This is a genomic window from Culturomica sp. (assembly GCF_003524185.1).
In the GTDB taxonomy this organism is placed as follows: domain Bacteria; phylum Bacteroidota; class Bacteroidia; order Bacteroidales; family Marinifilaceae; genus Culturomica; species Culturomica massiliensis.
Genome location: NZ_DOED01000007.1, coordinates 94,093 through 108,728, shown reverse-complemented (window position 1 = coordinate 108,728; position 14,636 = coordinate 94,093). Strand labels below are relative to the sequence as shown.

The window sequence follows — 14,636 nt, the reverse complement described above, 5'->3', positions numbered from 1 at the left end:
CAAGCGGAAACTCCCTTCCGTCCGGGTACTTTAGTTTTTCGTCCGGCTATAATATAAGCCGTTATTGGCGGGGAAAAATAAAAGATCAGCGCATACAGCGCATATACATGAAGAAACCGTTAAGAAAAGAATAGGTTGCCTGAAATACTTTTGTGGACACTTTTACTGAATGACTGTCTGTTTTCATCTGCTTCTCGGTTTAAATTATAATTCCTGATTTTCAGGACGGGTTTTGGCACCTTTCAGAAAGTTCTGAGGTTGTCGGAGTTTCATAGAGCCCGTCTCTCAACTCCTCTTTATAATTCAAACAATCTTTCTTACGGATTGAATTGATGTTGCAAAGAAAAGTCAAAATCTTGTAAATTCCAAAAAAAGGAATAAAAAATGCATTTTTATTTATTTGTACGGCATAAATTCTTACATTTTCTTTTTCTTTGTAAAAAAATGTATTGAGATGTAGCTTGCGTTTTTTTTAGATGTATGATATGACAAAACAGACAAATCGTTTATTGGCACTGGATGTATTGCGGGGTATTACGATAGCGGGTATGATTTTGGTGAATGATCCCGGTTCGTGGGGAGCTGTATATGCGCCTTTGTGCCATGCTTCCTGGAACGGACTGACTCCTACCGATTTAGTGTTCCCTTTTTTCATGTTTATTATGGGGGTATCCATGTATTTTTCTTTGCGGAAATACGATTTCACTTTTTCCGGGGAAGCAGCCGTAAAGATTTTTCGCCGGGCTACGGTTATTTTTTTGATCGGAGTCGGGATCAATTGGTTTGCTTTGTGGTTCTCGGCTGTCTGTAGTCCGGAGGAGATGCCTTTGGGCGAACGGCTTACCTTGAATTTATTTCCTTTTGACCGGTTGCGGATATTGGGTGTTATGCAACGATTGGCGATTGCTTATCTGGGGGGAGCTTTGTTGAGTCTTTGGATAAAGCCGAAGTATTATCTTGGGGCTGCATTCGGCATTTTATCGGGTTATTTTTTTATTTTATGGGCAGGAGACGGGTTCGCCCGGTCAGCGGATAATATTATTGCCGTGGTAGACCGGACCGTATTCGGTGTGAATCATTTGTATGGCGAATGGTTACCGGACGGGACCCGCATTGCTTTCGACCCGGAAGGTTTGTTGAGTGCTTTGCCTTGTGTGGCGCATGTGTTGTTGGGGATGTTTATCGGCAGGGCGTTGGTGGAGGCTAAGGATAATACGCTGCGTATACAACGGCTTTTTATTTTCGGAACTCTTATTTTATTTGCCGGTTTTCTGCTGCAATACGGTTGTCCGATAAATAAGAAAATATGGAGTCCTACTTATGTGCTGGTTACCTGTGGGTTGGCTTCACAGTTGTTGGCATTGCTGATTTTTGTCATAGATGTAAAGGGGTATAAGCATTGGAGTCGTTTTTTTGAGGCTTTCGGGGTTAATCCGTTGTTTATATATGTATTGGCAGATGTGCTGGCGATTGTTTTGGGGTATGTTCATTTTTTCCGGCAAGGAGAATATATCAGTTTGCAGGGTTACATTTATTCCGTCGGTTTGGCTTCCTGGCTGAATCCTTATTTTGCTTCTCTGGTGTATGCTGTATTGTTTGTATTTTTGAACTGGTGTGTGGCCAGGGTGTTGTATAACAGAAAAATCTACATTAAAATCTGATAAAACGAAATATGAAAAGTATCTGTTTATTTATTTTTTTGTTGTCGGGCTATCTTGGGAATGCCTCACCGGTTCATGAGTTGCTGGACCGGATAGATCCGGGGGCTTCAAAGAAGTTTAAGATTGAGCTGGTTGAAGGTAATACGGATTTTTTTGAGCTGGATCAGGATGGGGACCGGGTGGTTGTGCGGGGAAACAATTATGTCAGTATCGCTACTGGTGTGAACTGGTATTTGAAGTATTATGCCGGAATTCATTTGTCCTGGAACGGTATGAAAGCAAAATTACCTGCTGTTTTACCTCCTGTCGAAAAAAGGGAACGCCGGGAAACATCGTTGAAGTACCGGTATGACCTGAATTATTGTACTTATTCCTATTCGATGGCGTTTTGGGATTGGGAGCGTTGGGAGAAAGAGCTCGACTGGATGGCATTGCATGGGATAAATCTGCCCCTGGCATTGACCGGAACGGAAACGGTTTGGCGCAATGTGTTGTTGCAGTTGGGGTATAGTGCGGAGGAGATCGGAAAGTTTATTGCCGGTCCGGGATTTTTAGCCTGGTGGCACATGAATAATCTGGAAGGGTGGGGAGGTCCTAACCCGGAAAATTGGTATAAACAGCAGGTGCAATTGCAACAGCGTATTTTAAACCGGATGCGGGAATTCGGTATAGAACCCGTTTTCCCGGGGTATGCCGGTATGGTACCTCATGATGTGAAGGAGAAACTGGGGCTGAATGTAACCGATCCGGGTAAGTGGTGCGGTTTTACCCGTCCTGCTTTTCTGCAACCGGAAGACCCGGCATTTCAGCGTGTTGCCGGTTTGTACTATGCGGAAATGGAAAAGCTGTTCGGGAAAGCCCGGTTTTACAGTATGGATCCTTTTCACGAGGGAGGAAGTACGGAGGGGGTTGATCTGGCTGCTGCCGGCAAATCGATTCTGGAAGCCATGAAGCGTGCTAATTCTTCGGCTGTCTGGGTTATTCAGGCCTGGCAGGCCAATCCCCGGCCGCAGATATTGGATGCTATTGAAGCCGGAGATATGTTGGTATTGGATCTTAGCAGCGAGAATCGTCCGATGTGGGGTGATAAGGAGTCGCCCTGGTACCGGGAGAACGGTTATGGAAAGCACGACTGGTTGTATTGTATGTTGTTGAATTTCGGTGGTAATGTCGGGATGTACGGACGGATGGACCGGGTGATCGACGGATTTTATGCTGCCCGGGAGTTGCGGAAAGGTACTTTGTGCGGAGTCGGAATTACAATGGAGGGGATTGAGAATAATCTGGTGATGTACGAGCTGTTGCTGGAGTTGCCCTGGCGGCCGGAAAAATTTACAAAGGAAGAGTGGGTGGAGGGGTATGTGAAGGCCCGTTATGGATGTGACGATTCCCGCTTGCGGCAAGTCTGGCAAATATTGTCGGAGACGGTTTACAATTGTCCGGATATCCGGGAAGGAACTGTGGAGTCTGTATTTTGTGCCCGTCCGGCTGAGGAAGTGCACAGTGCTTCCAGTTGGGGAAGTTCCCGTATGTATTACCCACCGGAGGAATCGGAGAAGGCTGCGAAGCTGATGTTGTCGGTGGCTGACCGTTATGCCGGTAATAATAATTTCGAATATGATTTGGTCGATGTGGTACGACAGGCTATTGCTGATCGTGGAAATCGGCTGCAAAAAGAAGTTACGGCGGCATACCGTGCGGGTAAAAAGGCTGATTTCCAAAGGTTGAGCCGGGAATTTCTGGATTTGATTTTGGTGCAGGACAGTCTTTTGACGACACGCCGGGAATTCAAAGTCGGCAACTGGATTGCACAGGCGCGGAAAATTGGACGGACAGAGGATGAGAAGAGGTTGTATGAATGGAATGCCCGGGTACAAATTACAACGTGGGGGAACCGGAAAGCGGCAGATGAAGGCGGTTTGCGTGATTATTCCCACCGGGAATGGTCCGGTTTGCTGAAAGATTTTTATTATCCCCGCTGGAAGGCCTATTTTGACATGTTGGGACAACGCCTGAACGGTGTGCAAGTCCAGGATATCGACTGGTATGCGATGGAAGAACCCTGGACATGGCTTCGGAACGATTATCCAGCAGAGCCGGAAGAAAATGCAGTGGAAGTAGCTCAGTGGGCTTATGGGAAGGTTTTTGTAAAAATCCGATAGCAAACAGATTGTGTTATCCATCAGCTACTAACAGTTGCTGCACGATAACCTTCCAGGACAACGATCTGCCCAAAAGAGAATGGATGCAAAAAGGCTTTTCAGAATTGATGAAACTACCCGATGCCAGACAAGCATGTAGTGAACTACTCCCTGAAATGCCACAAATGGCAGATACAATGCAACTTATGGTCTTCAATACCGGTATACAGGAAGTGACCGGCGAATGGAAAGACTTTATTTCCGGGTTATAGCAGTTTTTTCATTGAAAATATAAAATAAAGAGTCGCAAAATTCCGAATGGTTTGCGACTCTTTTTATGTATTACGATTCTGTAATTTACGATTCGTTTTTAGATGATCTTGAATCCAAGGGTAAAATTAAAGGAACGGGGAGCTTTGATTTTGATTTCGTCGTTCTGGAATTTTTTGAGTCCCTTCTCATAGTCGATATCGAAGGTCAATTTCCATACGTCGACACCGACACCGATTTTTCCGTTCCACATGGTTTTGTCGTTGTCGATTGCATTGCCGAAGTCTCCTTTGTCCCATTTTAATTTACCTGTAAAAGACACAACCGGTCCCAGATAAGCCCTGAGTTTTACGATCGGTAAGTCTAAGATATGCAGCCCTACCATTAACGGAATGTCGAACGAATTGTATTTCAGGGAACTGCTATAACCGTCTCCTTTCACTTCTCCCTCTTTATGCGAGTAGTTTAAAGAGGGCTCTACATACAGCGGTCCCAGGTTGACACGGGCAAACACACCGAACATGTAGCCGGTATTGGAACCGTTTTTTAACACAGTAGGTACGTCTTTTACTTTGATTTTGGTGTTGGAAATACCTCCGTGAATACCGAAATTCAGCGGAGATTGTGCCATACAGGTCAATGTACCCAGGCAAACGGCCAAAAGAATAAACAGTTTTTTCATATTTAGCGTTTTAATTGATTTGATTATTTTTACGTTATTTAAAATTAGTTGTTCCGTTTGAATTCCGATAAAATAATACCGGTAGCGACTCCTACATTCAGCGATTCCGTCGAATAAGTACTGTCAGCAAAACTCGGGATGGTCAGTTTACTGTCGATGCAGGATTCGAGTTCCGGACAAATACCTCTGCCTTCGTTGCCCATAATGATAAAGCCTTTGGCTGATAATTCCGTTTTATAAATATTTTCTCCGTTCAGAAAGGTTCCATAGCAATGGAATTCCGGGGAGCTGAATTTTTTCAGCAAACCGACCAGGTTCGTATAGATCGTTTTCACCCGGAAAACAGCTCCCATGCTGGCTTGAACACATTTCGGACTGAATGCTCCGGCGCAATCCATATCGCAAAAAACGTACCGGATTCCGAACCAATCGGCTACCCGTAATATCGTACCCAGATTTCCCGGATCCTGAATGCCGTTTAGAACCAGGGAAAGGGATTGCCGGATCTCGGTTTCTGTGTACCGGTATTCCGGAATTTCGGCTAATGCTATTACTTCCGGTAATGACTGGAAATTGGAAATGGCATGCATTTCCCGTTCGTTTACTTCTACAATTTCCCGTACCCCTTGTATGTCCGGATGTGATGCAAGCCATTGCGGATAAGCCAACAGCATATCGATTTTCAGGTCGGATTGCAGCAGTTCGCTTACCAATTTTCCACCTTCTGTCTTGAAGAGATTATATTTATCTCTGAATTTCTTTTTTTCAAGACTTTGGATTATTTTTGTTACATGTTTGCTTAGCATACTGTGAATCGGAATTTCAGATTTAGGTATTTCTTTATTTTGAAACCTAAATCCGAATGAGTTGTATTTCGCTTACAAAAATAATAACATTTTTGATAGTTGGAGAGGTATACCGGATATAAGATCGTATTTGTCGGTCTGTTGTTGTTGTTGTTTTATGCTTGTTCCCCGACGAAATATATCGGTGAAAATGAATATTTGCTCAATAAAGTGACTGTTAAAACGGACGATAAAGCCGTTAGCCGGTCGGATTTAAAGAAAAATATTCGGCAGAAACCCAATACCCGTATTTTAGGGGTGCTGCGCTTTCATTTGGGGATGTATAATTTAAGCGGCCGTAACGGAGAGAAACGCTTTAACAAGTGGTTGCGTACGATTGGAGAAGCTCCTGTCGTTTATAATGATTTTCATACGCAGCGGAGTCTGGCACAACTGAAGTTGTATCTGAATAATAAGGGGTATTATCATGCTTCGATATCGGATACCGTTATCTATAAAAATAAGAAAGCAAATGTGGAATACCGGATATCTCCGGGAAAACAGACGGTAATCGAGGAGTTCGGATACCGGGATAAGCAGGATTATGTGCAGAATCAGCTGGAGGATTCGACGGAGCTGATGCAAATTGTCCTGGCCGATTCGGTACATAGTTTGTTGAAGACGGGTAAACCCTTGGATATGGATTTGTTGGAATCGGAACGGGAACGGGTTACGCGTATGCTTCGGGAAAAAGGATATTTCAATTTCTCTAAAAATTTCATCCAGTTTTATGCGGATACTATTCAGGGACAGGAGGTTGATAAAGCCCATTTGTTGTTGAGTGTGATCGGTAATCCTGCGGATTCCTCTGCCTACCGGAAGTTCAGGATAGGTGAAATCAATATCAATTTCGATTATGATCCGCTGTATCTGGCGTCCGGTGCGGATTCTTCATATGTAGATACGACTTATGGGGGATATGGGATCATCTACCGCGATAAGTTGAAAATCAAGCCGAAGTTGATTGAGGAAACGATTCAATTCAAAGAGGGAGAGCTTTATAATGTACAAAAGGTTGTCGATTCTTATTCGCGTTTGCAGGCTTTAAATCTCTTTAAGTTTATCAATATTGTTTTTAAGGAGAAGGTGGATACGACGGGAGTAAAATCTTTGGTTTGTGATGTACAGTTGATACCGATGAAGCGTCAGTCGTATAATGTTTTTCTGGAGGGAACGCATAATTCGGGTAATATAGGGGTCGGAGGTAATCTGACTTATAATCACCGGAATTTGTTTCAAGGGGGAGAAAATCTGACTTTTAGTATATGGGGGGCTTTGAAGAAGGAGCAGTTGAATGAAAATAAAATTTTCAGTACCCGGGAATTGGGTGCCGAGTTGAAGTTTATCACGCCTCAATTTTGGCTACCGATTTTTAAGATGAAGGATTTCCGTCGCAATTTTGCCCCTAAGACGTCGGTGTCCCTGTCTTATAGCTATGAATATACACCTTTTTATGACCGTCGGGTAGCGAGTGTGAAATTCGGTTATTTGTGGCGTAAAGCGGATAAGAGGTGGCGGTATAATTTCGATTTGGTCGATCTGAATTATGTGATGATGCAGAAGGTGGATTCTGCTTTTCTGTCTGGTTTGAAAAGTGATTATATAAAGAGTGCTTACCGGAGTCACTTGATTTTTTCGGCTAACTTTATGACTATTTTTACCGATCAGCAGTTGAATACTCCCGGAAGTTACAATTATTTCAGGAGCAGTGTGGAAAGTTCCGGTAATTTGCTTTGGGCTGTCGATAATATGTTCGGGGTGAAGCGTATCAAGAGCAGCGGCGATTCATATTACGAAGCTTTGGGGGTACAATATGCCCAGTATGTAAAGGCCGATGGCGAATATCGTTTTCACCATTATCTGAACCGGGCCAATACCATGGTGTATCGTTTTTTCATCGGTTGCGGTTATCCTTACGGGAATATGAAGGTGTTGCCGGTGGAAGAAGCTTTTTACGGAGGCGGTGCGAACGGGATAAGGGCTTGGCAGGCGCGGACTTTAGGTCCCGGAGCTTATGTAGCGACGGATAATTATCCGAATAGTGTCGGGGATTTTAAATTGGAAGCGAATGTGGAATACCGGTTTAAGCTTTTTTGGTTATTGGAGGGGGCTTTGTTTGTGGATATCGGCAATGTGTGGAATATAACTAAATACGAAGACCGTAAAGGGGCAACGCTGGGGGCTGATTTTTACCGGCAACTGGCTATCGGCACAGGGACGGGTTTACGTCTGGATGCCAGTTTTTTCTTGTTGCGCTTCGATTGGGGTATAAAAGTGTCTGATCCGGCGAAACCTGAAAATAGCCGTTTCGTATTGTTTGATAACGGCAAATGGATGAAGCATACGGTTTTCAATATTGCGATCGGTTATCCGTTTTAAGCAGTTAGGATGTTTGTCCGTAAAAAATTATAAATTTACCGTTTGAATGAGAGTCGGAGGGTGCTGCAAGGAATTCTTATAATGCTATAATACAAATTTATGCTATCTACTATTCTGGTATATATGTCGTTGTTGTTTCAGGTACTGGCAGCGGCAATTGCTATCAGCTTGTTTAAACGGACGAAGTTCAATGCTTCCTGGATATTGATTTCAACGGGATTTATATTGATGGTGGTGTCCCGTATATTCGAACTTTTCCCTACAATCTACCCGGAATGGGAAGAGGAGTTGGCTGTGGTGCAGAAGTGTCTGGCTTTTGTGATTTCTTTGGTGTTGTTGATCGGCGTGTTTTATATCCGGAAGATTTTTCAGTTTATGAGACGTCTGGATGAGATTCGCCGGGAAACGGAAAATAAAGTGCTTTCGGCTGTCATCCGGACAGAGGAGCGGGAGCGGCAACGGTTTGCCAAGGAGTTGCACGATGGGCTCGGGCCTTTGTTGAGTGTCGTAAAAATGTTGTTGTCGGGATTAAGCGGGGATGCCAAACCGGAAGTGAATGAAAAAATAAAACAAAATCTGAAACAAGCCGTAGATGAGGCTATTATCAGTGTGAGGGATATCTCTGCCAATATCAGTCCCCACATTTTGAATAATTTCGGGTTGAAGGATGCCGTCGATTCTTTTATTAAGAAATTGCGTTCGGCAAAAGCTCTCGATATCAGTTTTACAACCAATATCGGAAACCGCCGGTTCGGTTATAATGTAGAGGTGATTATGTACCGGGTGATTTGTGAATTGATCAATAATACTTTGCGTCATGCCGAGGCGGATAAAATCCGTATCGAATTGAAGCTTACCGATGAAATTATATATTTGACATATACCGATAACGGTATCGGTTTTGATGTGAGCCGTCAGGCCACAAAATACGGTATGGGGTTGGATAATATGCAATATCGTCTCAAGTCCGGTAACGGGGGAATTGAGATAATGAGTGAACGGGGAAAAGGTATGCAGGCGAAGGCATTTATTAAGTTGTGATGAGTTCATGGACTTATTTAATATTTACGTAGCCTTTTTGAATTATAGAATGTTGCAACCTTGAAACCTTGAAACGTATAATTAATTTAGACAGATTACTTATTATAGAAAGTATATGCAGAAATTGAAACTTTATCTGGTAGATGACCATAAGCTGTTCAGGGAAGGGTTGAAGCTGCTGTTGTCGACACAGGATTTCGTAAAACATATTTACGAAGCTTCGAACGGACGGGAATTTATTGAAAATTTACCATTAACGGAATGTGATGTGGTGCTGATGGATATTGAGATGCCTGAAATGAATGGGATCGAGGCCACGCGGGAAGCTTTGCATTTGCATCCGGAATTGAAAATCATTGTCCTGTCGATGTATGGGGACGAGCAATATTACTATCAGATGATCGATGCCGGAGCCAAGGGCTTTATGCTGAAGAACACCGGGATCGAAAATGTCATCAAGGGAATTCAGAAGGTAGCCGCCGGAGAGAATTTTTTTTCGGAAGAGTTGCTGTTCAATATTCTGAATAATATGCGGGATAACAGTAAAACTACCGCAGATGTTCCTGATAATGAATTATCCGATAGGGAGATGGAGATTTTATACCATGTTTGCAAGGGGGAATCCAATCAGGAGATTGCAGAGGCTTTGTTTATCAGTAAGCGGACGGTAGATAAGCATCGGGCTAATTTATTGAGTAAAACCGGTTGCCGCAATACGGCGGCATTGGTCATGTATGCCATTAAGAACAAGATGATCGAAGTAAATTGATGTTTTAATTTACCAACGAATGTAAAAGAGGACTACGGTCCTCTTTTTTATTTTGTTAAAATTAAGAGGTATTGAAACCGATAACGTTGGAATTCGTTAAACAAATCAAAAAAAGTTGCAATAGCAGGTTTTTATAACTAATCTAAACTAACATTTATGAGAAAACTAATCGGTTTATTGTCTCTCCTGTTTTTTATCGGTTTACAGGTGAGTTACGCTCAGACGCGTACAATCAGCGGTATTGTGACGGATATAAGTGACGGGCTTCCGCTGCCCGGCGTTTCCGTTGTGATAAAAGGAACGCAGACCGGAACGGCTACGGACGTGAACGGTCGTTACACAATTGAAGCAGCGCCTTCAGATGTACTTATTTTTTCTTTTGTCGGCATGAAAACGCAGAACGAGACTGTCGGCAATCGTCAGGTGATTAATGTTGCTTTGGAGAGTGATGCACAGAATCTGGAAGAAGTTGTGGTGACCGGTTATGGAGTGACCCGTAAAAAAGCATTTACGGGGGCAGCTTCTACTGTGGGTTCCAAGGATATTGCCGATAAGACGGATGCCAATCCGATCAAAGCGCTGGAGGGAACCGTGCCCGGATTACAGATGAATGTATCTTCCGGACAACCCGGTGCTCCGGCAACCATTTTCATCCGGGGACGTAATTCTTTGAATTCCGGTACACAGCCTTTGTATGTGATTGACGGTGTTCCTGTTACGGCAGAAACAATGGGGATGCGTTCTTCCGAATCGCAATCGTTGTCTCCGCTTTCTACATTAAGTCCTTCGGATATCGAATCGATGACCGTATTGAAAGACGCTACGGCAACTTCTATTTATGGAGCCCGGGCTGCTAACGGGGTAATCGTCATTACGACAAAGAAGGGCCGGGCCGGAAAGTTGCAGGTGAACCTGACGGTTAAATTGGGTATGGAGATGAAACCTTCCATTCCTAAAGCTTATAAACCGTTGGATGCAAAACGTTACACCGAATTACAGGTGGAAGGGTTGATGAACGATTACGAATTGTATGGGGAGGGCGGTAATGCCGCTTATTATAATAACGTGGTGTTCGGCGGTTATTTCCCTTATACTCCGGAAGGTATGAAGGATATGATGTATGCTTATCTGGAAACCGACGGAAAGACGAATACCAATTGGTTTGACGAGGTGACCCGCGTCGGATTCGTTCAGGAATACAATCTCGATTTACAGGGAGGGGGCAATACGGAAACGGCTCCTAAGTTCTATACGTCTTTCAACTATTTTAATAATAAAGCATTGGTGATCGGTAAGGACCTGGAGCGTTATTCCGGACGTTTTAATTTTTCCCAGTCTCCCAGTAAACTGATCAGTTACGGATTTGCTTTGAATCTTTCTTATACGAAAACCAATATGGGTGCTGGGGGCGGTTATTTTTCCGACCCGATTACCCAGGCTTATATGCAATCTCCTTTGATACCGGTGAAAGATGAGAACGGAGATTGGAATTTCAATACCCTTAACGGATATAATCCTGTGGCTCAACGAAGCAAATACGGAGATAAGAGTGAGGGGAAACAGTACCGTGCGACAATTACTCCTTATCTGACGGTAAATTTCCGGCCGGATTTGATTTTTAACTCCCGTATCGGTATTGATTTTTATGATTTGAAAGAATTCGGGTATTGGTCGTTTTTGCAGCCGCAGGGTGCGGATATGAGAGGGTTGGGCGAACAGGGTACGACAACCCGTACATTGCTCAGTATCACCAATACATTGAGTTATATCAAGTCGATAAACGACGTGCACAATCTCAATCTGATGGTTGGTCAGGAAGTACAGAAAACGAAGGAAAATCTTTCTTACCTGGCAGCTTCCAATTATCCGTTGTTCAATATGAACCAGGTGGCGAATGCTGCTGTGCCCAGTTCTGCCTCGACCAGTAAAAATGATTTTGCGTTGGCTTCCTTCTTTTTTAACGGCCAATACGATTATATGAATAAATATTATTTCTCTGCCAGTGCCCGGGCCGACGGTTCTTCCCGTTTCGGAAAGGATCACAGATGGGCCGGATTCTGGTCTGTCGGAGTCAAATACCGTTTGACGGAAGAAGATTATATGGCATCGGTAAAATCCTGGATGAACAACCTGACTTTACGGGCCAGTTACGGTACTTCCGGTAATCAGGATGTCGGGGATTCGGCATTTGCCCACGGTTGGTATGCTTCCCGGAATTTGTTCGGATTCGGCTATAATTACAACGGTTTGCCGGGAAGTGCACACGAGCAGCAGGGGAATCCCAAGTTGAAATGGGAGCAGACGAATAAATTCAATGTCGGACTGGATGTTTCTTTCCTGGACCGTATTACTTTGGAATTCGATTATTATTACCACCGGACCAAGGATATGGTATTTCTGGTGCCCGTATCCCGGACTACCGGATTGGAGACGATACCTAAAAATATCGGTAAACTGGAAAATCAGGGTATTGAGTTTACGATTAATGCCAAGGTTTTGCGCTTGAACGGTTTTAATTGGGATTTGAGTTTGGTCGCTTCTCACAATAAGAATAAGATTGTCAAGTTGAGTACGGACGAACCTATAGAGGGTGCGATTACAATTGTCGAGAAAGGACGTGATATTTATACGTTTAAGATGAAGAAATATGCCGGTGTGGATCCGCAAACCGGAGAAGCACAATGGTATAAAGGAACGACAGGAAGCGAAATTACGAAGAATTACAACGAAGCCGGCAAACGTTATGTCGGAGCTGCCAGTCCTAAATTTCAGGGGAGTGTTATCAGTCGTATGAGTTATAAAGGGTTTGATTTTTCATTTCAGTTGAATTATTCATTAGGCGGTAAGATTTACGGAGATAATCTGACGTATGACGAACAGATCGGAGGTTCCGGATTTGATAATACCACCCGGTATGTATATGACCATCGCTGGCAGAAACCGGGAGACCGTACGGACGTGCCGCGCTTTGTATTCGGAGACGGCTCTGCGGCTAACAACGCTTCTACCCGCTTTTTGATGAACGGGCGTTATTTGAAGATCCGGACGATGTCTTTGGGGTATACATTGCCGAAACGTATTACGGATATGGCTCATTTGGGATCGGCCCGTGTTTTTATGACGGCTGACAATCTGTATACTTTCTGTGCCAAGAATTTCCGGGGATTCGATCCTGCAGGTATCGGCGCTAACGGTATACAATGGTGGAATTATCCGACACCGCGGAATATCATGTTCGGTGTAACCATCGGTTTTTAAAAGATAAAATACAATTGCCGTCCGACGGCTTATAATTAAAAAATCAGTATATGAAAAATAAATTGAAATATTTAATCGGGCTGCCCGTATTGCTGTTATGTTCCTGTAATGATTTTCTGGATTTGGACAATTTCCAGAATGTACCTACGGACGATGCATACAAAACGGTGCAGGATGTACAGAACGGCATGAACGGTATGTACTATGCTTTCGGCTATTATTATTTTTACGGAAGAAATGTCGTAGCTTTGGGAGATATGGCTGCAGACAATGCTGTTGCCAGTGCTTCAACAGGTCATTTCCTGTCTATCAACCGGTATAATTTTTCGGATACCGACGGGAATCTGGACGAAATCTGGCTGGGAGGCTATCAGGTACTCGACCGGGCTACCCGTACGATTGCGGGAGCTAAAGCCGTGTTGGAAAAGGCCGGGGCTTTGCATTTATCGGATAAGGATGTGGCCAGTTTGCATTCGTACATCTCTCAGTGCTATGCATTGAGAGCTTTGTCTCAGCATGTGTTGGTCAACGTATTTGCTTTGCCTTATAAAGCGGGGGAAGCCAATTCTCAATTGGGGATCGTATTGCCGGGAGAAGAACCCATTCCTTCTTTTACAAAGGTAGAACGGGCGACTGTGGATGCAACTTATGCCAATATATTGGCAGACATAGCAGAATCTGCCAAATGGTATACTTATGTTGACAATTACAATCTGAATAATGAGGACGATGTTATTTTGCCGGATCAGTATTATATGAACCGTGCAGCTATTTATGCTTTGGAGGCCCGGGTGTCGTTGTATATGGAAAATTATAACCGGGCGATCGTTGCAGCCGATTCAGCCGTTATTTTACGGAATGCTACGGAGATTTCCAATGAGGCTTATTTGAAGATGTGGTCGTCGACGGCCATCAGTGACGAAGATATTTTTACAATTGCCAAATCGGAGAACGATAATTTGTCGGCTAATTCGTTGAATACGCTGTATGGCAGCTACAGGGGTGCTCTTACCGATACGGTTGTCAAAATTTTCGGTGCAGATGATGTCCGGCTGAAGCTGATCGATGTAAAAACGCGGCATCCGAAAAAATTCGACGGTATACCGACTTCTCAAGCTGTCAATAATATACCGGTGTTCCGGATTTCAGAGATGAAGCTGATTGAGGCGGAAGCTTATGCCCATCTGAACAATACGGGTGAAGCACAAAAAGCTTTGCTGTATACGGCCAAGCGAAATCCGGCTATCACTGCGGTTACGGACTTACCTTCGGGAACTGCTGATTTGCTGGATTTCATCGCCCAGGAGCGGAGACGGGAGTTTTTCGAAGAAGGTTTCCGCTGGTATGATGCACGGCGTACCGGAATGCTGATCAGTGTATCCAATGGCAGCTATAAGGATTTTAATGTGGCAGCCTTTGTATATCCGATACCCGCTTCCGAAGTAAACGCCGGTTTCGGAGTCGTTCAGAACCCCGATTGGGAAAATAACATGCCTTCTTAATACAGAAGAGCTGTGACTGGTCACTCATGAAGGGGATGTGTCAAAAGTTTACTTTTGACACATCCTCTTTTTCCCATATTATTTCTTT

At 43.8% G+C, this 14,636-nt stretch carries 10 protein-coding genes and 1 riboswitch; of the genes, 8 read left to right on the top strand and 2 right to left on the bottom strand.

Annotated features, from left to right (window positions below):
• Positions 1-201 precede the first annotated feature (201 nt).
• Positions 202-305: riboswitch (SAM riboswitch) on the bottom strand.
• A 180-nt stretch (positions 306-485) separates the two neighbouring features.
• The 3 genes from DD657_RS02755 to DD657_RS02745 all read left to right on the top strand — a co-directional run bounded on the left by DD657_RS02755 (position 486) and on the right by DD657_RS02745 (position 4,074).
• Positions 486-1,661: an acyltransferase family protein gene (locus DD657_RS02755; protein WP_068692221.1), complete on the top strand. Its 1,176-nt coding sequence runs from the start codon at positions 486-488 to the stop codon at positions 1,659-1,661.
• 11 nt (positions 1,662-1,672) lie between these two features.
• Entirely contained in the window at positions 1,673-3,823 is a 2,151-nt protein-coding gene (locus DD657_RS02750; RefSeq protein WP_287048387.1) for an alpha-N-acetylglucosaminidase, read from the top strand.
• Between the two features lie 83 nt (positions 3,824-3,906).
• Complete coding sequence (locus DD657_RS02745; RefSeq protein WP_287048385.1) at positions 3,907-4,074, top strand: hypothetical protein; 168 nt, start codon at positions 3,907-3,909, stop codon at positions 4,072-4,074.
• 98 nt (positions 4,075-4,172) lie between these two features.
• Here the strand turns inward: DD657_RS02745 and DD657_RS02740 are convergent, their stop codons facing one another.
• Together DD657_RS02740 and DD657_RS02735 are read right to left on the bottom strand one after the other, a co-directional pair.
• A complete protein-coding gene (locus tag DD657_RS02740) occupies positions 4,173-4,754 on the bottom strand; it encodes a porin family protein (RefSeq protein WP_021987419.1) in 582 nt (193 codons plus the stop codon).
• Positions 4,755-4,798: 44 nt separating this feature from the next.
• A complete protein-coding gene (locus DD657_RS02735) occupies positions 4,799-5,560 on the bottom strand; it encodes a TrmH family RNA methyltransferase (RefSeq protein WP_287048384.1) in 762 nt (253 codons plus the stop codon).
• Between the two features lie 99 nt (positions 5,561-5,659).
• Here DD657_RS02735 and tamL point away from each other — a divergent pair, with 99 nt between their 5' ends.
• The 5 genes from tamL (at position 5,660) to DD657_RS02710 (ending at position 14,548) form a co-directional block, all read left to right on the top strand.
• Positions 5,660-7,978 carry a translocation and assembly module lipoprotein TamL gene (gene tamL, locus DD657_RS02730; RefSeq protein ID WP_021987421.1) on the top strand — a complete coding sequence of 773 codons (2,319 nt, stop codon included), beginning with the start codon at positions 5,660-5,662 and terminating at the stop codon, positions 7,976-7,978.
• A gap of 99 nt (positions 7,979-8,077) precedes the next feature.
• Entirely contained in the window at positions 8,078-9,019 is a 942-nt protein-coding gene (locus DD657_RS02725) for a sensor histidine kinase (RefSeq protein WP_021987422.1), read from the top strand.
• Between the two features lie 115 nt (positions 9,020-9,134).
• Complete coding sequence (locus DD657_RS02720) at positions 9,135-9,788, top strand: response regulator transcription factor (RefSeq protein ID WP_021987423.1); 654 nt, start codon at positions 9,135-9,137, stop codon at positions 9,786-9,788.
• Positions 9,789-9,944: 156 nt separating this feature from the next.
• The gene (locus tag DD657_RS02715) at positions 9,945-13,046 is read left to right on the top strand and encodes a SusC/RagA family TonB-linked outer membrane protein (protein ID WP_287048383.1); all 3,102 of its coding nucleotides are present in this window, start codon (positions 9,945-9,947) and stop codon (positions 13,044-13,046) included.
• A gap of 50 nt (positions 13,047-13,096) precedes the next feature.
• Entirely contained in the window at positions 13,097-14,548 is a 1,452-nt protein-coding gene (locus tag DD657_RS02710) for a RagB/SusD family nutrient uptake outer membrane protein (protein ID WP_287048382.1), read from the top strand.
• The last annotated feature ends 88 nt before the right edge of the window (positions 14,549-14,636 follow it).

What these genes read in the sequence shown, in the direction of transcription:
- DD657_RS02755 (WP_068692221.1), top strand. Translation starts at nt 486, where the DNA reads ATGACAAAACAGACAAATCGTTTATTGGCACTGGATGTATTGCGGGGT.
- DD657_RS02750 (WP_287048387.1), top strand. Translation starts at nt 1,673, where the DNA reads ATGAAAAGTATCTGTTTATTTATTTTTTTGTTGTCGGGCTATCTTGGG.
- DD657_RS02745 (WP_287048385.1), top strand. Translation starts at nt 3,907, where the DNA reads ATGCAAAAAGGCTTTTCAGAATTGATGAAACTACCCGATGCCAGACAA.
- DD657_RS02740 (WP_021987419.1), bottom strand. Translation starts at nt 4,754, where the DNA reads ATGAAAAAACTGTTTATTCTTTTGGCCGTTTGCCTGGGTACATTGACC.
- DD657_RS02735 (WP_287048384.1), bottom strand. Translation starts at nt 5,560, where the DNA reads ATGCTAAGCAAACATGTAACAAAAATAATCCAAAGTCTTGAAAAAAAG.
- DD657_RS02725 (WP_021987422.1), top strand. Translation starts at nt 8,078, where the DNA reads ATGCTATCTACTATTCTGGTATATATGTCGTTGTTGTTTCAGGTACTG.
- DD657_RS02720 (WP_021987423.1), top strand. Translation starts at nt 9,135, where the DNA reads ATGCAGAAATTGAAACTTTATCTGGTAGATGACCATAAGCTGTTCAGG.
- DD657_RS02715 (WP_287048383.1), top strand. Translation starts at nt 9,945, where the DNA reads ATGAGAAAACTAATCGGTTTATTGTCTCTCCTGTTTTTTATCGGTTTA.
- DD657_RS02710 (WP_287048382.1), top strand. Translation starts at nt 13,097, where the DNA reads ATGAAAAATAAATTGAAATATTTAATCGGGCTGCCCGTATTGCTGTTA.